The sequence below is a fragment of the Pokkaliibacter plantistimulans genome, from assembly GCF_003194385.1.
GTDB lineage: Bacteria > Pseudomonadota > Gammaproteobacteria > Pseudomonadales > Balneatricaceae > Pokkaliibacter > Pokkaliibacter plantistimulans.
Map to the genome: position 1 here is coordinate 1 of NZ_LAPT01000047.1, position 23,389 is coordinate 23,389.

Annotated in this window: 3 protein-coding genes; all 3 read left to right on the top strand. The window is 61.9% G+C overall.

Features of this window, described 5'->3' with window-relative positions; translation table 11 throughout:
- Positions 1-258 (top strand): hypothetical protein (locus WH50_RS26610; protein ID WP_207780263.1); only part of this gene is annotated, 258 nt, incomplete at its 5' end.
- Between the two features lie 85 nt (positions 259-343).
- Positions 344-6,889: a hybrid non-ribosomal peptide synthetase/type I polyketide synthase gene (locus WH50_RS10990; RefSeq protein ID WP_165838388.1), complete on the top strand. Its 6,546-nt coding sequence runs from the start codon at positions 344-346 to the stop codon at positions 6,887-6,889.
- On the top strand, positions 6,886-23,340 hold the full coding sequence (locus WH50_RS10995; protein ID WP_110187340.1) for a non-ribosomal peptide synthetase: 16,455 nt from the start codon (positions 6,886-6,888) through the stop codon (positions 23,338-23,340). Before WH50_RS10990 ends, WH50_RS10995 begins: the two co-directional genes overlap by 4 nt.
- The last annotated feature ends 49 nt before the right edge of the window (positions 23,341-23,389 follow it).

Consider the following 23,389-nt stretch of genomic DNA (forward strand, 5'->3'; position numbering starts at 1 on the left):
TCGTTGAAAAACGTTATCGAGGCAGCCGAGACAAGGAAATACCCAAGGGCACAAGAAGCAGGCGAAAAAGCGGAGTTAAGTGAACTAAGTGAGTATTTGACTCGCTCCGCTCGCCCCTTCTGGGCCATGCTAAAGCACGTTCAGCCTTTGGCTGTGAGCCTGTTTTTGACGCGGTATTCGGCAACGCAGATAGATTATCAACGGCCAGTCAGCGGGTTATTACGCTACACGTACAACGATAATAAGCCGGAAGGCTAATAGCGGAATGTAGTCTGTGGCTTGATGTGCCTTTGGCATGGCAGGACTACGCAGGAATAAGGCGACAACAACCCTGGGAGGGTTTATGCCAGAGTATCGGGCACAGCAGGAAAACGCCGAATTTCCTTTGTCTGCACCGCAGGCAAGCATCTGGAGTGAGTGGATCAACAATCCGGATGCCGCTGATTTTCATATTTGCGAATTTATCGAATTAAACGGCTCTCTGGAGCTGGTCCATTTCCGCGCTGCTATTGAGCAGGCCGACGCGGAAACCGATGCCATGAGCCTGTGCTTCTCTACCGATGCGGGCCGCCCTCTGCTAACTCTGCCAGACAAACGACCTCCGTTCGATTATCTGCTGATTGACCTGAGTGAGACCGCCGACGCTGAGGCATGCGCCTGGCGTGAGCTGGAAAGTGCACGGCGCCAGCCTCTTGATCTGGCCCATGGGCATTCCATGCGCCACCGCCTGATTCGTTTCTCCAGCCAGCGCCACTGGTGGGTGCGCATCTGCCACCACCTGACCTCCGATGCCATGAGCGGTGTGGTGATGTGCCGCCGGGTGGAAGAGCTGTACAACGCGCGCGTACAGGGACAGGAAGTAACGCCCGCTGCCTTTACGTCTTACCGCGAGTTTATCGAGGAAGACCAGCGCTACCCGGACAGCCGTGCCTATCACAGCGCTGTCAGCTACTGGCGTGAGCGCCTGCAGGATGATCAGCCGGTGTCCCGTTTTGCTTCTGATTCAAGGCAACCCTCAGCCAGCCAGCCGCGTATCTCAGGCCAGCAACACACCTTGCGCTGTCCGCTGCCGGCGGCGCGTTTACAGCAGTTAAAAGGCTTTGCAGCGCAGCTGGGCTGTTCGTTGTCGATTCTGCTGCAGGCGGTCTATCAACTACTGCTGGCCCGTGAAAATGGTCAGCAGCACTCGGTCTGCTATTCCCCGGTGATGAATCGCTACGGCCGCAGCGAGCGCGCCATGCCCGGGCTGTTTGCCGTATCGCTGCCGTTTCCACTGGATTGCCAGGATGAGCAGAGCTTTACCGAGCTGGTGACGCAGGTATCGCGCCACAAAAAAGCCGATATGCGCCACATGCGTCTGGCGCCGACCCGTATGCGCACGGCAGGTATTGGCCGCGCCAGCTTTTCCCGGCGCGGTGGCGCTGTCTTTATTGCCAATGATTTTGCCCTGTCACTGGACTTTCATGGTCTGACCACCCGTATCACCAACGCCTATGTGGGCGCAGTGGACGATGTGGCGCTGGTCTATCTCGGCAACGACATGCATGACCCGGACAGCGAAGCCATGCTGGTTTGGGTCGGTAACCCCTCGGTGCTGTCAGCACCGCAGATGCAGCGGCTGATCAGCCGTTTTGATGTCCTGCTGGATGCAGCCATGGCGGATCCGCACCGGCCGTTACGTTATCTCTCGGTGCTGGGTAAAGCTGAGTTGGCTCAGATTCAGCAGTGGGAGCAGGGCGCGGTGGTCGATGCGCGGCTGCTGCATACCTTGCTGCCTGCCCGTATCTGGCAACGCACCACCTCCACCCCTGATGCCATTGCTGTGCAATATGCCGGGCAGGGCTACCGCTACCGCTGGCTGGCTGAAAAAGCCGGTGAGCTGGCTGCCCGCTTGCAGCAGGCCGGAGTGAGCAAGGGCGCACGAGTGGGGCTCTGTACGTCGCCCTGCGCCGAACAGATTGCCGCGGTGCTGGCTATTCTGTCGGTCGGTGCTGCCGTCATGCCGCTTGATCCGCAGATGCCCGCAGCACGGCTGGTTGCCATGTTGTCTTTCGCTGAGGCCGATGCGGTTCTGGTCAATGCTGACGGTCAAACCCTGTTGCAGCAGGCAGGCTGGCAGCAGAAGCTGATTTCCCTTGAGCAGGCGCCTGAATCCCGGGGGGCGCTGACGCAGCCTGTAACGCTGTCCCCCGACGATATTGCCTTCGTCTATCACACCTCCGGCTCGACCGGGCAGCCCAAGCCGGTGCTGATCCCTCATGGCGCACTGTGCCTCAAGACGCTGAGCATGGCGGAGTTGTTCGGCTATGGCAGTGATGAGGTGGCCTGCGTGGCTACCTCGATGAATTTCGACCCCTGGATGCAGCAGGTCATGATGGCGCTCAGCCAGGGTGCCACCCTGTGGCTGGCTGATCGTCTGCTACAGGCAGACCCGGCCGCCTTCTGGCGCGAGGCCGTCACTGCCGGTATGACGCAGCTGAACATGGCACCGACCCAGCTGGACAGCCTGATGCAGGGCGAGGTGCCGACCGCTGAACTGCAGTTGCGGCGTATCCTGCTGGGCGGTGAAGTGCTGCGGCCTGAGCTGGCTAACCGTTTGCGTCTGTTACTGGGGGCGCCGGTATGGAATATGTACGGGCCGACCGAAACCACGGTCGATATCACCGGTATTCAGCTCCCGGAGCTGGTGCAGGGTGAGTTGCCCATTGGCCGGGTCTTACCCGGTGGTGTGGTGCGTGTGCTCAATGCCCAGCGGCAGCGGGTCGCCATTGGCGAAACCGGAGAAATCTGTATCGGTGGTGTCGGCATGACAGCGGGTTATCTGGCTATGGCCGAGGCTAACCAGCAGCGGTTTATCGATGATCCGTACACCGTAGGTGCCACGCTGTATCGCAGTGGTGATCGTGGCTGCTGGAACGAACAGGGTGAGCTGCTCTATCTCGGCCGTGATGATGATCAGGTCAAAGTCCGCGGTCAGCGGATCGAGCTGGCGGAAGTGGAAGCGCAGTTACACCGCTGTCAGGGAGTAGAGCAGGGCGTGGTCTGGTATCAGGCTGACGCGCAGGGCGGGAGTGTACAGGCGGCGGTTGCAGGGCAGGTGGCTGAGCGTGAGCTGGTAGCCGAACTGAGCCGTCGACTGCCTGCTGCTGCTGTCCCTACCCAGTATCTGCTGCTTGAGCGCCTGCCATTGATGGCATCCGGTAAAATCGACCGGCAGCGGCTGAAAGTGCTGCTGGCGGAAAGACAGCGCAGTGCGCTGTCTTCTGCACAACCTGCGCCCGTTGCCCCATCGGCTGCCAGCGGGCGTCGCCATACTCTGGAGCAGGCCATTGGCCAGATTTGGGCTGAGCTGCTCAATCAACCTCGTGTTGACCCCACGGCCAACCTGTTTGAAATCGGCGCTCACTCCTTGCTGGTGCCTCGTGCGCAGGCCCGTATCTCGGCGGTGGCCGGGCGTGAAGTGCGTGCGGTGGAGTTATTCCATCACAGCAGTGTGCGGGCGCTGGCGGCTTTTCTCAGCGGTGAAGTGCAGGAACCTGCTGCCCCTGCTTTATCCCATACCCACAGTGCAGCCAGCGCCTTATCGGCAAAGGGTGTATCGGCAAAGGGTGTATCGGCAAAGAGTGTATCGGCAAAGGGTGTATCGGCAAATACAGCTCCGGTAAACGCAGCCGAGCCGATTGCGGTAATCGGTATGGGGATGCGTTTCCCCGGTGTGGAGACGCGCGAACAGTTCTGGCAACTGCTGGTCAACGGGCAGGAAGCCATCAGCGATCTGACCGCCGAACATTTCCGGCAACTGGGCGCTGATCCTGCTTTGCTTGAGCGGGACAATTTCGTCGCCCGCCATGGTGTGCTGGCAGGTATCGACCAGTTTGATCCGGCGCCTTTCGGGCTGTCATTGGCCGAAGCGCGGGAGATGGACCCACAACAACGCCTGCTGCTGGAAGTAGCGAAGGCTGCGCTGGAGGATGCCTGCTGCGATCCGCAGCGTGATGGCCCGGTAGGCACCTATGTGGGGACCGGCTTTGCCACCTATATGCTCGATCTGCTGTCGCCGGGGATCCGCTTGACGGCCAATGCAGATCGTTATGCGGTCTCGCTGGGTAACGACAAGGACTACGCCGCAACACGGCTGGCCTACAAGCTGGGGCTGACCGGCCCTGCGGTTGCGGTTTCTACGGCCTGTTCTACCGGGCTGGTCAGCGTGGCACTGGCCACACAGGCACTGCGCAGTGGCCAGTGCCGGGTGGCGCTGGCTGGCGGTGCATCCTTCGGCTTCAGTCTGGCTGGCGGGTTTCAGTACGTCGCCGGGGGCATTGGCTCCCGTAGCGGGCACTGCCGTCCGTTTGACCAGCAGGCCGATGGCACCATTGGTGCCAGTGGCGCAGGGGTGGTGCTGTTGAAACGACTGAGTGATGCCATGGCCGATGGCGACACCATTCATGGCGTTATTCGCGGCATCGGCCTCAGTAATGATGGCGCGGCCAAGGCCGCCTTTACCGCCCCCAGTGTCAGCGGTCAGGTGCAAGCGATTCGTCATGCCCTGCAGGACGCTGACGTGGCACCCGACAGCATCGGCTATGTGGAGGGGCACGGCACTGGTACGGCACTGGGTGACCCTATCGAGGTGGAAGGGCTCAATCTGGCCTATGGACAAAGCGAGCAACCTGCGTGGCTTGGCTCGGTCAAAGGCAATCTGGGCCATCTGGATGCCGCATCGGGAATTGCCAGCCTGATCAAGGTTTTGCTCAGTCTGGAGCAGGGCACCGTACCACCCACCTGCCATTTCACTGTGGCCAATCCGCATATTCCGTTTGCTGAAGGGCGATTCCGTGTCAACGACCAGCCGCAACCCTGGCCGGTGCAGCAAGGGCAGCGACGGGCGGGGGTCAGCAATTTCGGTGTGGGCGGCACCAATGTGCATGTGATTGTTGAGCAGGCACCGCAGCCTGCTGCTGCCCATGATCAGCACAATGGGGACATCGACCATACCTGTCTGGTGCCCCTTTCGGCGGCCTCGGCAACGGCGTTGACCCAGCACTGTCTGGCACTGGCTGACCATCTTGAGGCGCTTGCGGAACAAGGCAAGGCAGTGCCCGCGCTGGCGGACATGGCGCTCAGCCTGTCGGTACGGCCATCGCTGTCTTACCGACACAGCATTGTGGCGAGTGATCTGCCACAGGCTGCTCAGCAGCTGCGCCAGCTGGCGACCACCTCGGTGAGCCGCGCGGATGGTCACAGCCAGCCTCTGGCATTGCTGTTTCCCGGTCAGGGGGCGCAGCAGCCGGGTATGGCCAGAGAGCTTTACCAGCAGCAGCCGGAATTTCGCCAGTGGCTGGATCAGGCCTGCCAGCATCTGTTGCAGCAGCCAGACAATCAGCACCTGCAGCCGTTGAAAACGCTGCTGCTGGCCGACCCGGATGAGAGTGAGGCGGCGCGGCAACTGGCGGATACCGCCCTGACCCAGCCCGCGCTGTTTATTGTCGAGTACGGTATTGCCCGGCTGCTGTGCCAGTGGGGCTTGCAGCCGGTCGCCTTGCTGGGTCACAGCATCGGTGAATACGCAGCAGCGGCGCTGGCAGGGGTGATGTCTGCCACGGATGCTCTGGATCTGGTGGCCGCCCGTGGTCGGCTGATGGCCTCGGCACCGGCCGGTGCCATGCTGGCCCTGTCGATGGCCGAAGCTGATGTACAGCAACTGCTGACGGAAGCCGGCTCATCGCTGTCCATTGCCGCGCTCAATGGCCCACGCCAGTGTGTGGTATCGGGTTCTGTCGCGGCGATGGAGCAGTTTGAGCAGGCGTTGCAGCAGCGTGCCATCAACGGCAAGCGGCTGGCGGTTTCTCACGGTTTTCACTCGGCGCAGATGGACACGGTGCTGGATGCCTTCCGTCAGCGGGTAGCCAGTGTGCAGCTCAGCCCGCCTGCTATTGCCATCGCTTCCAACCTTACCGGCAACTGGCTGACCGATGCAGACGCCACCGATCCTGACTACTGGGTACGGCATCTGCGTGGCACGGTGCGTTATGCCGATGATATTGCCTGCTTGCAAACCCTTGGCCCGCTGCAGCTGCTGGAGTGTGGTCCGGGCATGACGGCAGCGCGTCTGGCTCAGGCCAATGGGGTGCCAGCCGCACAGGTACTGGCCAGCCAGCCACTGGGTAGCCCCGCGGGTCAGCCTTCACGCCGGGCCGGGCGTGCTGCTCTGCTGAGTGCCGTCGGTCAGCTGTGGAACAACGGGCTGCTACCGGACTGGCAGGCAGTGCATGGCCGTCAGCACTGGCAACGTACGCCGCTGCCTACCTATCGCTATGCCCGGCAACGTTGCTGGGTGGAGACCCCGGCGCTGCCAGCGGACCGCATCGCCTCCGTAACAGTGGCAGCTTCGGGTAAAGTGGCAACGCCGGGTAAAGTGGCAAACCCGAGCACACTGGTAAATCAGCACAATATGACAAGCCCGAATGTGGCGACCCCAATGTCATTCTGGGGCGGCGTTGTCCCCACACCCGCGCAGTCGGCGGGCACTTCCACCGTGGTTACCCCACTGAATTCTGCCAACGCTGATCTGTCGCAACAGGTGCTGACGATCTGGCGTGAGATGTTTGGCCGAGATGATATTCAGGCTGAGGATGATTTCTTTGTGCTGGGTGGCGACTCGTTACTGGCCGTGCGGCTGGTATCACGTCTGCAGAGCGAACTGGGGTGTGATATTTCCACCGCGGTCATGCTTGACTGCCAGACACCTGCCGCGCTGGTGGCGTGGCTTGAGTCTCATGCTGTTACGCCCTCTGCGCCCCCGACACCGATTGCCCCTGTTTTTGCTGTGCCTGCCAAGGAGCCGGTAGTGAATCAACAAATTTCCCACCGTGAGGAGGGTGTACTGTGAGCGAGACAACCCGTCATCTGTCACGCTTTTTGTCTGCTGAGGTATTGCTGCAGCATCTGCGTAGTCTGGATATCCAGCTCAGTGTCAGCGCAGGCAAGGATCTGCGCTTCAGTGCCCCCGAAGGTGTTTTTACCGATGAGCTGAAAGAAGCGGTACGGCTGCATAAAGCCGATCTGATTCAACTCCTGAGTGATCAGTCTTCCACGCCCGCCGTGCCATTCGGCACAGACAGCCGTGCGGCAGCGGCAGCGAACCCTACTGAACGGCAGCACGTCTGCCTGCAGGCGCAGCAGTGTGACCTCAGTCAGGTGCAGCTGCATGTCAGCCAGCGTGACTTGCCCGCTGGCTGGGCAGGCATCGATATTGTCGGTGAACTGCCCAATGAGCTGCTCAGTCAGGCGCTGCAGCAGGCCGGACATGCAGGCATCAATACCTGCCTGAATATCGCTGCGATGGTGGGCGCTGCCCGGGAAGATATTCTGCAGCGTTTTATCCAGACCTCGCTGACGGACAGCAGCAAAGTGCTGCTGATTCGCCTGTCGGAAACCGTGCAGCTGTTGCTGCTGAGTAGCACCGGTGCCTCTGCTGAGCATCTGGTCAATACCTTGTCGCAGTGGCTGGGTGGCAACGTATCAACGAGTGCCCCAGGCTGGGAATGTGAGTTTGCTATTCATCCGGCTATCGAAGGGCAGTGGCTGGCACGGCGCGATGCCCCCGGCAGCCAGACCTATACCGTCAGTTTTGTTATCCCCCTTGCCGCACTGGGTGTGGCCGACTGGAGCCTGGCCAGCCCGGCACAGCGGCAACTGGTAGAGCAGGCGCTGGGGTTTGTTATTGAGCGCCATCAGGCGTTGCGCAGCAGTTTCGTTGAGCGTGATGGTCAGGTACTGCAGCGTGTGTGGCCTGTGGCCCAGTTACTGCAGCAGGATGCCAACCGCATTCGTGAGGTCGCCGAGATTGTCGAACTGGCCGAGCCGGTGTTTGACCTTGGCGTCCCTCCGCTGATCCGTTTTGGTATGAACTCAGGTCAGCCTGATCTGTTGCTGGTGGTTGCTGATCACCTGATGTTCGATGGCTGGTCGATAGGCATTCTCAAAGCGGAACTGACCGCGCTGCTGAATAACCAGCCGTTGCCGGAGGCTGGCTCGCTGCAGCAGCTGAGCGGCAATGCGCGACAGGCGCTAACTGGTGAAACGGGCATAGAGTTGCAGCAGTACTGGCTGTCAGCCATGCAGACCGTCAGCACACCCCTGTTCAGTGATCCCGATCTGCTGACCGGGCAAGCCGTCGCAGGGCGACGTCGCCTGCTGGTTTTACCTGAATCCACACTGAGCGCATTACGTCAGCTGACCCGGGTGGGCGAAGGTGGCACGTTGGCCATGGTGTGGAATGCCATGGTGGTTGCGGTGTTGTCCCGTTACAAGGACAGCGACAGTGGTGTCACGCTCGGCCAGCCCTTCTCGGGCAGGACTGCCCGTGAGCAGCAGGGGGTCATTGGCTGTTTCGTCAACGTATTGCCGCTGCGGCTGGCGCATCCGGGGGAGTGGCCCTTTGCGCAGCTGCTCAGCGAAGTACGTCGTTGCATGAGCGGTGCGCTCAATCATCAGCAGTATCCTCTGGCGCAGTTGATGATGGCCCTGGCGACCGAACAGGGCGGGCAGCAAGGGCAAAATGTGTTCGACTGCGTGGCGCAGGTGGAAGAAGCCGAAGCCATGCCGAAAGAGGCTGATGAGCAGTTTGGTGCCGGTAAGTTTCCGCTGATGCTGGGGCTGCTGCGCTACCGGGAACAAGGGCAGGAGCGGGCCACTATCGCTGCCGAGTTTGACCGTCACCGGTATGGTGAGGTCTGGGTGCAGCGCCTGCTGGAGCAACTGTGCTGCCTGATTGAGGCGGTAGCAGCGGCACCGGAGCAGAAACTTGCCAGCCTGAATGCCCTGCCACTTATACAGCTACAACAGTTACAGCAGTTTGCCTCGCTACCGTCACGGTTATATCCCCGTGAACAGGGGTTAGCGTCTTTACTGCATCAGGCCATGGAGCGCTGGCCGCACCGTGCAGCGCTGAGTGATGAAAGCCACAGCCTGAGTTTTGCTGAGCTGCAGCAGCAGGTGGAATGTGTCGCGGCATTGCTGCAACAGCGCGGAGTGCAAGCCGGTGACGTGGTGGCGCTGGCCATGGCCCGCACACCGCAGGCCATCGTAGCGACACTGGCTATCAACTGGATCGGTGCCGTTTATCTGCCGCTGGACAAGGCCATGTCGGCCACGGCAGCGCTGCCCTTGTTGCAGCAGGCCGAGTGTCGCCTGCTGCTGGTGGATGAGTCCCGTGTGGCTGCGATGACTGAGCTGGCGGATCAACTGCCGCTGTTACTGGTGAACGAACCGTCACTAACGCCGTCTGCCGAACCGGTCAAGCCGGTTTATCGTCATGGTGAAGATGCGGCCTATATTCTGTTTACATCCGGCTCCACCGGCGAACCCAAGGGCGTCGTGGTGCCACAGCGGGCGGTCGCCCGGCTGGTGATGAACACCGATTTGCCCGGCATCAGCGAGGCCGACTTTGCCGACGGCGAGGCCATGGCACAGGCAGGCTCGCTGGGCTTTGATGCCGCCACGCTGGAAATCTGGGGGGCATTGCTGAACGGTGGCCGTGTCCATGTGCTGGATGATGAGACGCTGTTTGATCCCACGGCATTTGGTGCGTGCCTGAGTCAGCACAACATCCGGGTGATGTGGCTAACCGCCAGCCTGTTCAATCGCATGGCCGATGAGCAGCCGGAGGTGTTCCGGCCGCTGCGGGTACTGATGACCGGTGGCGAAACTCTGAGCCCTGAGCATGTCCGCAAGGTGATGCAGGCGTGCCCGGCACTGCAGCTGCTCAACGGCTATGGCCCGACCGAGAATACCACCTTTACCACCGTGTGGCCGATCAGCCCGGCTGATCTGCAGGCCCAGGATATTCCCATCGGCCGCCCGGTGGCGCGCAGCAGTGTTTATGTTCTGGATGACGCGCAGCAGCCGGTGGCTGTGGGCGTCTGGGGGGAACTGTATAGCGGTGGCGATGGTCTGGCACTGGGTTATAACGGCCGCGATGACCTGACAGCCGCGGCCTTTGTTGACGTGGCAGGGTTGAATCCGTCCAGCCCCATGCAGACTGAACGCCTCTACCGTACCGGTGATCGGGTTCGCTGGGATAGCGAAGGTCGGCTGCATTTTGGTGGGCGCCGTGATGGTCAGGTCAAAATCCGTGGCCATCGTATTGAACTGAGCGCCATCGAGGCCCAGCTCGCCGCGCTGGATGACATCGGTGATGCCGTGGTCCTGCCTTCGAGCGACCTTGCCAGTGACAGCGGCGGGCGCAGCCTGCTGGCGGTCTGCACTTTGTCGCAGCCGGTGGGTGAAGTGCAACTGGCCGCCCGCTGTCAGCAGTGGCGCACGCGTCTGAGCCGCCAGCTGCCGGACTATATGGTGCCGGAGCGTTTCTATCTGGCCACCGCGTTACCGCTCAATCGCAACGGTAAAAAAGACCGTCGCCGTGTGCAGGCGGCGTTGCAGGCGGGCGAATACCAGGCCATTCAGCGCAGCGCTGAGGTCGATGCTTGCGCTCTGCCGCTGACGGAAGACCCGGCGCTGGCCATGGTCATAAGCTGTTTCGCCCGAGTTTTCCCGGAGGATGTCATCACCGCACAGAGTGACTTCTTCCAGCTGGGCGGCCACAGTCTGCTGGCCATGCGACTGGCGGCAGAGCTGGAGAGTGCCTCTTCCATTCGCCCCCGACTGGGTGATCTGCTGGATGATCGTACCGTGGCAGCGATGGCCGACCGTTTGCGACCCTTGCTGCACGATACCCGCGTTCAGCAGCAGCTGATTCCCCGCGCAACCGGCGAAGACTTCCCGCTGTCCAGTGGTCAGCTGCGGCTGTGGTTGCTGCAGCGTATGGCACCGGACAGCGCGGTCTATTCCATCCCGGCAACGCTGGAACTGCAGGGGCCACTGAATGCCGACGCGCTGGAACAGGCGCTGCTCATGGTGGAACGACGCCAGCACGCGCTGCGTCTGCGACCACGGCGCAGTGAACGGGATGCCGACGGCGTACGCCAGTATCTGGCGGAAGCCGGCGGTTTACGCCCGCAGCGTCTTGCCCTGACTGAGGATCAGGCACGTGCCCGTCTGGCCGACGAGAGCGTACGGCCATTCCAGCTGGAACAGGAAGCGCCGGTGCGCGCGTTGTTGATACAGCTGTCAGCAGAGCGTCACTGGCTGCATCTGAACTTCCATCACAGCGTGTGCGATGGCTGGTCAGTGGCTATTCTGCTACGTGAGTTGCTGGCCTGCTATCAGGCCGCACTGGCTGGCAACAGCCCCGAACTCCTTGAACTGCCGCGCCACTATGAAGATTTTGCCAGCTGGCAACGGCAGTGGTTGCGCAGTGACGAAGGGCAGGCCTGCCGTGAGCGCTGGCGTGAGCGTCTGACGCCGTTGCCTGAGCCTCTGAACCTGCCGCTGGACCGCCAGCGCCCGTTGCAGCGCCGTTTCCGTGGTGCATTTATGGACTGGCAATGCCCGCCAGCATTGTCGGCTGCACTGCAGGCCAGGGCAGAACAGGCGGGCAGCACACCGTTTTCCCTGCTGGCAGCGATCATGCAGGTTCTGCTGTATCGCCACACCCAGCAGACCGATCTGGCGCTGGGCATGCTGGTGGCCGGGCGAGACCGTGCCGAGCTGGCTGAGCAGGTGGGCTTCTTCGTCAATACGCTGGTGCTGCGTCAGCAATTGCAACCGCAGCAGAGTTTCGACAGCCACTGGCAGCAGACCCGTGACACCATCCTGCAGGCCATTGCTGATCAGCAGCTGCCGTTCGAGGAAATGGTACGGGTGGCAGGCGCAGGGCGGGATCAGCAACGCAATCCGCTGTTTGATGTGTTGCTGGCCTGGCAGGAGGGCACGCCCACTCTGCCTGCCTTGCCCGGCTTGCAGCTGGAGCTGGTGGAAACCCACTTCCCCTTTGCCAAGTTCGATCTGGCGTTCTATTTCTGGCAGTCGCAGCAACATGGTGGTCTGTGTGGGCAGGTGGAATTTGATACTGACCTGTTTGACCCCGCCACCATTGAACTGCTGCTGGCCCGCCTGACCTGTCTGGCCGAGGCGGTTGTCGCTGCACAGCACCCTGACAGCCTGAGCCAGCTGCCGGTGATCCCGGCGGCGGAACAGGCGCTGCTGAGCCGCTTCAACGCCACCGAGACGGCGCTGCCGACCGAGTTGACGCTGGCGCAGTTGCTGCAACAGCAGGTACTGAGCACGCCAGAACAGCTGGCAGTCGTTGGTGAGCAGGGCCAGCGCCTGAGCTTCAGCGAGTTTGCTGCCCGTGCTCTAGGTGTTGCTCAGCAATTGCAGCGCGCCGGTGTACAGCCGGGGCAAACCGTCGCGCTGTGCATCAGTCGTTCGGTCGATATGCTGGTCGCCATTCACGGCATCCTGCTGGCGGGAGCTTGTTATTCTCCCCTTGATCCCCAGCATCCGCTGCAGCGTCGGGCCGATATGCTGGAAGACCTCAGTGTGGCAGGCACGCAGACGCTGGTGCTGACCAGTCAGGCCCATCAGGCGCTGTTTGCGGACCATGCCGTGACCACGCTGCTGGTAGAACAGATGGGCCCGGCAGACTGGTCAGACGTGACCCTGCCGGAGGATGCCCGTCAGCTTGCGTATGTGCTCTTTACCTCTGGTTCGACCGGGCGGCCCAAGGCCGCTGCTATTGAGCAGCACTCGGTGGTCAACCGCATTCTGTGGATGCAGTCGCAGTTCCCGCTGGGCGCGGGCGATGTGATCCTGCAAAAAACGCCGATTACCTTTGATGTCTCGGTGTGGGAACTGTTCTGGTGGTCGTGGACCGGGGCGACGGTTGCCCTGCTGCCGGTGGATGGTGAGAAAGACCCGCAGCAGCTGGCACTGGCCATTGAACAGCAGCAGGTAACGGTGATGCACTTTGTGCCGTCGATGCTGGCCAGCTTCCTCACCGCGCTGGAAGACGGCAAGATTGCCGTCGAGCGTCTGCGCTCACTCAAATATGTCTTTGCCAGTGGCGAGGCGCTGGATCTGTCGCTGGTGGAGCGTTTCAATCGCCTGCTACATGAGTCAGTCGGTGCCGAGCTGCACAACCTTTACGGGCCTACTGAAGCCACGGTCGATGTCACCTGGCAGCCCTGTTCTCCGTGGCAGGGCGGTGATAGCGTGCCCATCGGCAAGCCTATCGCCAATACCCGCGTGCTGATTCTCGATAGCCAGCAGCAGCCGCTGCCTATTGGTGTGGCCGGTGAGATGATTCTGGCCGGGCCACAGGTAGCGCGGGGCTATCTCAATCGCCCTGAACTGACGGCGGAACGTTTCCCCGCTGATCCGCAGGTGGCGGATGGCCGCTGGTATCGCACCGGTGATCTGGGGCGCTGGCGCCGTGATGGCAGCATTGACTATCTGGGCCGTATTGATCATCAGGTCAAGGTGCGCGGTTTCCGTATCGAGTGCGGTGAGATCGAAGCGGTACTGGAGGCGCATCCTCGGGTAGAGCGCGCACTGGTGGTCCCCGCTCAAGTAGCCGGGCTGACCGAGTTGCACGCCTATATTCTGCCTGCCAGTGCCAATACAAGTGCAGAAGCAGAGAGCGTACTGACCAGTGCCGAACTGCGTCAGTGCCTGCGTCTGCAGGTGCCGGAATACATGCTCCCGGCGCGCTTCTTCCAGCTGGCGCATCTGCCGATGACCAGCAGTGGCAAGGTGGACCGCAAGGCGCTGACGGGTACGCCACTGGATCAGCGTGCACCTGCGGGTGTCTCTGCATCTCAGCCGAGCGACACCGTTGCCGGGCTGGAGCAGGAACTGCTGGCTCTCTGGCAGGCCATTCTGCCGGAGGCGCATTTCAGCAAGGATGACGGCTTCTTCGATGCCGGTGGTAATTCGCTGTTGCTGCTGCGTCTGTATGACCGGCTGCAACAGCGCTGGCCTGATCTGTTCACCGTAGCCGACCTGTTCAGCCACAGTACCGTGGCGGCACAGGCACGCTGGCTGGCGGGAGAAGGGGCGCAGGCGACGGTTGCTTCTTCCACCCCGGCGCAGCGGGCGCTGAACGAGCCCATAGCCATTATCGGTATGGCGGTGCAGGTAGCGGATGCGGAGACACCGCAGCAGCTATGGCAGTTGCTGGCCGAAGGTGCGGATAAGGTGCGGCCTTTGCCTGCTGCCCGTGAGCAGCTGGCCCGTGAACTGTCGCAAGCACTGGGGCGCACTGCACCACAGCAATTCCGTCAGGCGGCCTATCGTGAGGAGTTGTACGGCTTTGAGCCGCGACGCTTCCGCATGGCACCGGCTGATGCCGCGCTGATCGACCCGGAGCAACGGCTGTTTCTGGAAACAGCACAGATGGCGCTGGAGGATGCCGGTTATGGTGGACAGGCGCTGCGCGGGGATGCCGTAGGCGTGTTCGTCGGTGGTGGCAGCAATATGCTGCACCGACTGGCGCTGGAGCAGGCCGACCTTCACCGTGCCGAGCAGATTTTTGCCCTCAATGTGCCCTCCAATATCGCCACCCGTCTGTCGTTCCTCAACGACTGGCATGGCCCGGCGGCCTTGCTGGATACCGCCTGTTCATCATCGCTGGTAGCTGTCCATCAGGCCTGCACCGAGCTGCGAAATGGCCACTGTAAGGTGGCACTGGCGGGAGCGGCCAAGCTGATTCCGCTGCCGTCCGATGCGGCGGAGGGCTTCACTATCGATTCTTCCACTGCACGTACCCGTGCCTTTGCCGAAGGGGCCGATGGCACCGGCATGGGTGAGGGCAGTGTGGTGTTTCTGCTCAAGACCCTGAGTGCTGCCGAAGCCGATGGCGATGCGATCCATGCGGTTATTCGTGGCTCGGCTGTCAATCAGGATGGTGCCTCCAGCAGTGCTGCGGCACCCAATCCGCTGGCACAGGCCAGGGTGATTCAGGCTGCCGCCACGGCTGCTCAGCTGCCGCTGCACAGCCTGTCTTATATCGAGGCCCACGGCACCGGTACGGCGCTGGGCGATCCTATTGAAATCAGCGGTCTGACTCAGGCTTTTGCTGCCAGTGAAAACCGCACTGATGCAGAACAGCCAAAGGCGCTGATCGGTTCGGTAAAAGGCAACTTCGGCCATCTCGACCATGCTGCCGGGGGGCTGGGTCTGCTCAAGGCGGTACTCTGCCTGCAATACGATCAGGCACCGCCGCAACCGTTCTTTACCAAGCCTAACCCTGCCATTGATTTCGATCAGGCGCCGGTGCAGGTAGCGGCGCAGTTGCAACCCTTGCCGGTACGTGGCAATCCGCGCCGGGCGGGGGTCAGTTCGTTCGGATTGAGCGGTATCAACGCTCATATCGTGGTTGAAGCTGCACCTGTCGCGACGGCTCAAACGACTCAAATGGCTCTGCCGCAGGGCTGGTCCATTGTGGCCTTGTCGGCAGGCAGCAAAGCAGCCTTGCTGAGCTATGCTCAGGCACTGCTGGGCTGGCTGGCCGAGCGTGAAGCCGGGCAGGCCGGAGCGCATCTGCTGCCAAATATGGCCATGACCCTGTGTCGTGGACGTGCCGTCATGAGCTGGCGTTTTGCTGTGGCGGTCAGTGACCGGCAGCAACTGATGCTGGCCCTGATGCAGCTGCTGGCGGGGGATGACCGAGCGGTCGCGGAAGTCGCTGCCCGGCGTGGGGCAACGTCACCTGCGTTAACTCCGGCGGCGGCCTGGCATGCCGAACAGACGGATGCCGAGGCGGCCTGTCAGGGCTGGCTGAGCGGTGGCGAACTGGTCTGGCCTGAGCATCTGCCAGCTCGCCGTTGTCATCTGCCTTTTGTGCCTTTCAGCCGTCAGCAGTGCAAACCTGCGCTGGCCAAAGGTACGCCGTCGTTCCATCAGCCCTGGTTTAGCGGCCCCACCGCGACCGCCGATGCCCAGGTGTTTACGCTGCAGTTACAAGACCCGGCCTGCTGGCCTGCGGCCGAGCATCGCCTCAATGGCAAAGCCACACTGGTGGGCATGGCCTTGCCCGGTCTGGTAGCTGAGGCGCTGCGCAAGCTGGGCCAGTCCCCTGAAGGGCTGACGCTGACCGGGCTACGTTGGTTGCGTCCGTTGCAGGCCGGTCAGGGACAGGTCAGCCTGTTGCTGCATGACGATGGCCGTCTGCAGTTGGGGCAGCGCAACAGCCACGGCCGCTGGCTGGTGTCCGCCGAAGGGCACTGGTCTGTACAGCCTGTGGTGTCGGAGCGGTGGGATGTCACCGCACTGCGGGAGCGTTTCAGTCAGCACCAGCCGATTCCTTCTTTCAGTACCGATCACGGCATACTGCAGGTCAGTGAACGCTGGGATTGTCGTCGTGCCTTCTGGGCTGACCCGCACAGTGGCGAAGGTCTGGCTTTGCTGGGGCTGGCCAGCCGCTATGAGGCGGATCTGCAACAGCTGGCACTGCACCCGGCATTGCTGGATGTCGCTGCCAGTCTGGGGATGGCACAGGGGAACAGTGTGCTGTCGGGCTGTGAGTCATTGCAGCTGCTGTGCGCCTTGCCTGCCGAGGTGCTGGCCATTGGTCGTCGCCACAGCGCAGAGCCGGGCGCGCTGGTGGACATCAGCCTGATCGACCCCTCAAGCGGTGAGCTGTGCCTGCGGATGAGCGGGTTGCGTTTCGCCCAGCCGGGGCAAGCCGAAGACGCCTTGCCTGCCATTCTGCTGCCGCGCTGGCAAGCGGTGGAGCAGACGGTGGATCTGCGCTGGCCCGCCGGTACGCTGCTGATTACGGATGAGCACAGTATTGAGGTCTGGCCCTTTGTTCGTTATCTGCCTGCGCAGGTAAAACGCTGTGCGCTAAACAGTCTCAGTCGTGATGATGTACAGCAGGCACAGCATGTGCTGCTGGCACTGTCCGCCGACAGGCAGCTGGCCGAACGTGCCGGACAGGCGTTGCAAACCCTGCTGCGCGGCGTCCGGCAATCTTGCCGGGTGCTGGTGCTGGGCAGCGGTGCCTATCGTCTGGATGATCACGACCCCTTACAGGTACAGCCTGATGCTGCACTGGCTGCCGGTGTCTGTCTGGCTGCTGGTAAGGAAGAAGCCCTGCTGGAAGTGGGCTATCTGGATATTGCCGCCGAAGAGGCCATGATCGGCGCGGCGGCATTGCTCAATCAGTCTGACCGACTGGCGGATATCAGCCTGTGGCGCTGTGGTCAGGTCTATCGCCGAGACGTGCAGGCCGCAGAGGTCGCTGCCACAAGCATGTCAGCACGAAACTGGCCGGAGCAGGGTGTGTGTGTAGTGAGCGGTGGTCTGGGCGGCTTTGCTCTGGCTCTGGCACCGGCTTTCAGTGCGCAGGGCAAGGTGAAACTGGCCCTGCTCAGTCGCCGCAGTGAAGCAGAGCTGGAGCCGCAAGCTCAGGCACAACTGGCCGCCCTGCGTCAGCAAGGCGTGGCACTGCAACTGTACCGCTGCGACGTCAGTGACTATCAACAGCTGGCCGACACCCTGCAGCAGATACGCAGTCAGCTGGGGGCCATTACCGCGGTGGTGCATACCGCCGGAGCCGCCGATGGTGGCTTCCTGGCCAAGCGCAGTCTGGCCAGTTTTGCGCCGGTACTGGCGGCCAAAGTGGACGGCGCACGCCATCTGGATGACCTGACACGGGATGACCCGCTGACGGCCTTTGTACTCTTTGGCAGTCTAACGGCGGTACTGGGGGCGCCGGGGCAGAGTGCCTACGCCGCAGCCAACGCCTGGCTGGACAGCTTTGCTGCTTGGCGCCGTGCTGCTGGCAAGCCGGCACTGAGTATCGACTGGTGCGCACTGGCTGAACAGGGCATGGCAGCACGCTTCAACGTGCCTCTGCACAAAGGGGCGTTTATCACCCCGGCGCAGGCGCCCATCCTCTGGCAACGGGCACTGGCTAGCGGGCAACCACAAGTCGTGGTGCTTGACCCGGCGTTACTGACGCAGGCACAGCCGCAGAGCCACGCTCAGCCCGAGCCGTCATCGGTAGCCAAAACCGCTGCGGTACCCGAGGCTGACGTCGTGCAGACGGCCGTTACAGCAGTCGCACCCGGTACTGCGGATATAAGCCAGACCCTGTGCAACATCTTTGCTGAGGTGCTGGGTTATGAGCAGATTAGCGTTGACGATGATTTCTATGCGCTGGGGGGCGATTCCATCACCGGCATGCAGATTGTCGAACGGGTCAGCAGGCAAACTGGACTGCAACTGAGTCTGGCCGACTTGCTGGAGCTGGCCTCGGTGCAGGCCATCATCGCCAGTCTTCCTGCTGCTTCCAAAGCATCTGAACCACTTTCTCTGTCCATGCAGCCTGCAACGCTGGCAGCACAGCCTGAGCGCCTGGCACAGGCTGAATCCTCACCGACTGATCTGACCACCAGTCTCAGTGCCATCTTTGCCGAGGTGCTGGGCTATGAGCAGGTCAGTGTCGATGATGATTTCTATGCGCTCGGCGGTGATTCCATCACCGGTATGCAGATTGTCGAGAAGATCGGTCAGCGCACCGGGCAGCAGCTGAGTCTGGCGGATCTGCTGGAGCTGGCTACCGTCGGGGCACTGGTGCAGAAACTGGCTGGCGACACCGCAGGCACCGATAGCCAGCCACCTGTCGGTTCGGCTGATACTGATGACAGCGAACAGACGGCGGCAGCTGATCTGAGTGAAGGTGAACGTTTTGCCGGGCGCTATCCGCTGAGTTGGGATCAGCTTGCGGTGCTGCATGCCGAACAGGCCGGTGAAATGGGCACGGCTTTTAATCTGCCCCATGTGATCAGTCTCAGTGATGAGGTTGACCTTGATCGCCTGCAACGTGCCATTGTGCAGCTGACGGCACGACAACCTTTGCTCCGGACCTGTCTGGTGTCGGCGCAGGCTGAGGTGCAGTGGGATGACGGCCACGGTGGTGCGGGGCGCGGTCAGCCTCAGGCGGACGTGGTAGCGGCTGAATTGCCCCATGCCAGTCCGTCTGCCCTGCAGTCGGAATGGCTGCAGCAGGTGTTGCCACTGTCAGCTGCCATGCCACAACTGACCGTGGAGCGGGTCGCTGATGAACAGGCGTTGCAGCAGAGAATTAAGGCGTTGCTGCAGCCTTTCGACCTGCTGCAGGGCGTACCGGTGCGCTGGAAGGTGCTGGAAGACGGCCAGCAGCGTGTGCTGTTCTTTGATATTCACCACAGTCTGGCTGATGGCAGCAGTATCGAAATGCTGCTGGCGGAGCTGGGTGCGCTGTATCAGGGGCAGTCACTGCCTGCACCGCGTGGTTATCTCCATGATTACGCCCTGCAATGCCAGCGTGAGCTGGAGCAGGGGGAAGACCGGCTGCAGCAGTCACGCGATTACTGGCTGGGGCAGTATCAGGGTCCATTACCCCTGCTGGACCTGCCGGCTGACCGGCGTCGTCCCCCGCAGCACAGCTATCACGGTGGCATGAGTGGCTTTAACCTGCCACCGGCGCTGGTGCGTGAGGCCCGTACGTTCGCCGCACAGCAGCGGGTCACCATGTTCAGTCTGGTACTGTCAGCCTGGGCATTGCTGTTGCAGCGTCTGGCTGGTGTGCAGGAGCTGGTGATGGCGGTGCCGGTCGATTCCCGTGATGTCAATGGCTTTATCGGGGTGCCGGGCATGATGGTGTCACTGCTGCCGCTGCGTCTGCAGGTGGCGGCGCAATCTCGGGTCAGCGAGTTGCTGGCCCATGTTCACCAGCAGCACCGTCAGGCCATGCGTTACCGGGCATACAGTCTGGGGCAGTTGCTGGAAGAGCTGGCGCCACCTGCTGCACCGGAGCGGACGATGCTGTCTGAGGTGTCACTGTCTTACATGAATTTCGCCAGTGCCGGCCAGCTCAGTGTTCAGGCGCAAGACGGGCAGGCACCGGCATTTGAGATTCGCGGTCTGGAGCGTCGCCACTGCAAGAATGATCTGTCGATCTTTGTCCGCGATCAGGCCGAGGGGATCAGCATCGTGCTGGACTACTATGCCGATCTGTTTGACGAAGAACGGATGCAGCGACTGGGTGAGCAGTTCTGCGAAGTACTGCGGCAGATGGTCGGTAATGGCGATACGCCCCTGTCGGATGTGCCTTTGCTGCCTGCAGCAGAGCGACAGAGGCTGGCAGACTTCGAGCGGGGCGAGCAACCGCCGTTGCCACTGGGGCAGGGTCTGTTCAAGCTGTTTGCGCAGGCGGTGGCGCAACATGGAGCACAGGCTGCCGTTAGTGATGAACACCTCAGCCTGAACTACACCGAACTGCAACAGCAGGTGCTGTTGCTGGCCGCCACGTTGCAGGGCGAAGGTGTGCAGCCGGGAGACTGGGTGGCGTTGCATTGCCAGCGCGGTGTGCCTGCGATTGTGGCGGTGCTGGCGATTGTGGCGCTGGGGGCTGCCTACGTGCCGCTTGATCCGGCGTTCCCGGCGGCACGGAACCGGCTGATTTTGCAGGACAGTGGCTGCCGACTGGCGCTGGTTGACCAGCAGGGGGCTGACGCGCTGGCTGATCAGCCCGTTACCCTGTTATGCATGACTTCAGCGGGCAAAGAGGAGCTGGGTCTGGTAACTGGCCAGCTGCTGCGCATCGAGTCAGGAACGGCCCGAGCATTACTGCCTGCCACTGAGTTGCGGTTGCCGCAGCCGGATGACGTGGATAATCTGCCGGTGTATCTGATGTACACCTCCGGCTCTACTGGTGTGCCTAAGGGCGTGGTCATTACCCAGCAGGCGGTAGTGCGTCTGTTACATGGGGGTGAGGCGCTGCAGCCTCGTGCGGGCGAGCGGGTCGGGCAGGCCGGGCCGCTGGCTTTTGATGCTTCCACCTTTGAAATCTGGAATACCCTGCTGCGTGGTGCACACCTGTGCATCATCGATTACCCGTTGCTGCTGGACCCCGGTACTTTAGGGCAGGCGTTGCAACGCTGGCAGATTGAGCGAATGTTCATGACCGTCAGCCTGTTCAATCGTCAGGTAGACCACGATCCAGCCAGCTTCCGTACCCTGCGTACGTTGCTGGTCGGTGGTGAGGCGCTCAGTCTGCCTCATATCCGGCGCTTGCTGCTGGCCTGTCCGCAGGTGCAGTGCTGGAACGGCTATGGTCCTACCGAGTGCACCACCTTTGCCACCCTCTATCCCATCACCCGTCAGCAACTGGCTGGGCAGGAAGGCGGCGTGCCTATCGGCCGGCCCTTGGCTCACACGCAAGCCGTCATCCTCGATGGTCTGGGCCAGCGTGCAGCCATCGGCGTCTGGGGCGAACTGTATCTGGGCGGTCTCGGTCTGGCGCGCGAATACTGGCAGCAGCCTGAGCGCACCGCCGAACGCTTTGTCAGTGATCCTGAGCAGCCGTCACAACGACTGTACCGTACGGGTGACCGGGCGCGCTGGCGCAGTGATGGCCAGATCGAGTTTGGCGGGCGCAATGACAGCCAGATCAAGTTGCGCGGTCTGCGCATTGAGCTGGAAGAAATCGAACAGGTGCTGGCTGATGCGCCGGGTGTTGCCAGTGTGGCGGTGCTCTGTCATGAGCAAAGCCTGCTGGCTTTCATTACGCCCAGTGAACAGGCTCAGCCTCTGCAGGCTGCCAGTCTGCGCGCCTGGCTGGGGCAGCGACTACCTGCATTCATGCTGCCGTCACGTTGGTGGCAGTTGTCGGCCCTGCCGCTGACCGCTAACGGCAAAACTGACAGCCGTACTTTGCTGAGCTGGCTGGAGCAGCCTGAGCGACTGACCGAATTGCCGCTGGGCAGCCAGCGCGCTGGCGCTGATGATCAGAGTGAGATGCACTTGAGCGACGCGGAGCGTCTGGTTGCGGAGGTGTTCAGTGAAGTGTTTGCTCAGCCAGTGGATGACCCGGCGACCAGCTTTATTGATCTGGGCGGTCACAGTCTGCTGGCTATCCGGGTAGTCAATCGTCTGGCACAGCGTTGCGGTGTGCGCCTGCCCATGGCCGTGTTCTTTGCTGACCCCAGTGTGGCCGGTCTGGCCCATGCGCTGGAATCGCAGGCCAGCGTGGAGCAGGGCAATGAGCATGAGGGCGCCGAGGAAGCGATTCCCCGCGTTGCCCGTGCGGAACTGTACCCTGCCAGCCATGCACAGCGCCGTCTGTATCTGCTGCAACAGATGGACCCCAGCGGCAGTGCCTACAACATGGTATTTGCCTTTAACGTCAGTGCTGAATTGCAGCCCGAGCTATTGCAACAGGCGCTGCAGGCACTGGCCTGGCGTCATGAGCCGCTGCGTACTGCCTTTGTCGAGCAGGATGATGGGCAGATCATGCAGCGTATCACCGAGGCCGTGCCGCACGTGCAGCTGGATGATGTCAGTTGTCATTCTGACGCCAGGGCAGAAGCCCTGCGTCTGGCCCGGCAGGAAGCCGCTACAGGCTTTGATCTGGCCGAGCCGCCGCTGATTCGGGCACGGGTGATCCGGGTCTCCGCCAGCGAGGCGCTGATGCTGGTGGTGCTGCATCACATCGTCGGTGATGGCTGGTCATCACGTATTCTGGTCAGGGAGCTGGGCGAACTGTATCGGGCAGCACAAAGCCGCAGTGAGCCGCAGCTGCCGCCTCTACCCATTCACTACAAGGATTACGCCGCCTGGCAGGCCAGCAGACAATGGCAACAGGCGGCTGAGTACTGGAGTGAGGCGCTGCGGGGGGCACCGGAGCAGATAGCGCTGCCTGCTGACCGGCCTGCACCGGCCGTACAGTCCTTCCGTGGTGCCTGTGTGCAAACCCTGCTGCCGCAGGGCGTGGCCTCCGGATTGCGGTTGATGGCCGAGCGCTTACAGGTCTCCGTGTCAGCGGTGGGCATGGCGCTGTTCGCCTCCGTGCTCTATCGTCTGACGCGGCAGGACGATCTGGTGATCGGTATGGGCGTTGCGGGGCGTGACCGGCTGGAAACCGAAGGGCTGATTGGCTTCTTCGTCAATGTGCTGCCCATTCGCCTGCAACTGACGGCCGATACCGAGCTGGAGCCGCTGATTGTGGCGGCACGGCAGCGTATGGTCGAGGCGCTTGACCAGCGTGACTATCCCTTTGATGAACTGGTGCGTGGTTTGGGGCGGCAACGTCAGTCCAACCGTCAGCCACTGGTCAATGTGGTGTTTGAGTACCAGCAGTTTGGTGCACTGGCTGCGGACAATGTGGCAGGTTTACCGCTGCTGCCAGCCGGTCAGCCGGGCATGCTTGAGGAAGATATTCGTCAGATTCTGGCGCAGACCACCGCCAAGCATGATCTGCTGCTGTTCTATGCGGAGGAGCCGCAGGCCGATGGCTGTGATCAGGTGCGGCTGACGCTGGAATACGACACCGACCTGTTTGATGCGGCGACTGCCGAGCGCTGGTTGAGTTTCTATGTACGTTTTGCGGGGGCTGCTGCGGCCCATGAAATGACGCAGCGGCAGGATGGGCCTGCCACAAGGCATTGATACGACAGGTAAGTAAGTCACTCCGGGCGCGGTGGGAAGCAATCCACCG

What these genes read in the sequence shown, in the direction of transcription:
- WH50_RS10990 (WP_165838388.1), top strand. Translation starts at nt 344, where the DNA reads ATGCCAGAGTATCGGGCACAGCAGGAAAACGCCGAATTTCCTTTGTCT.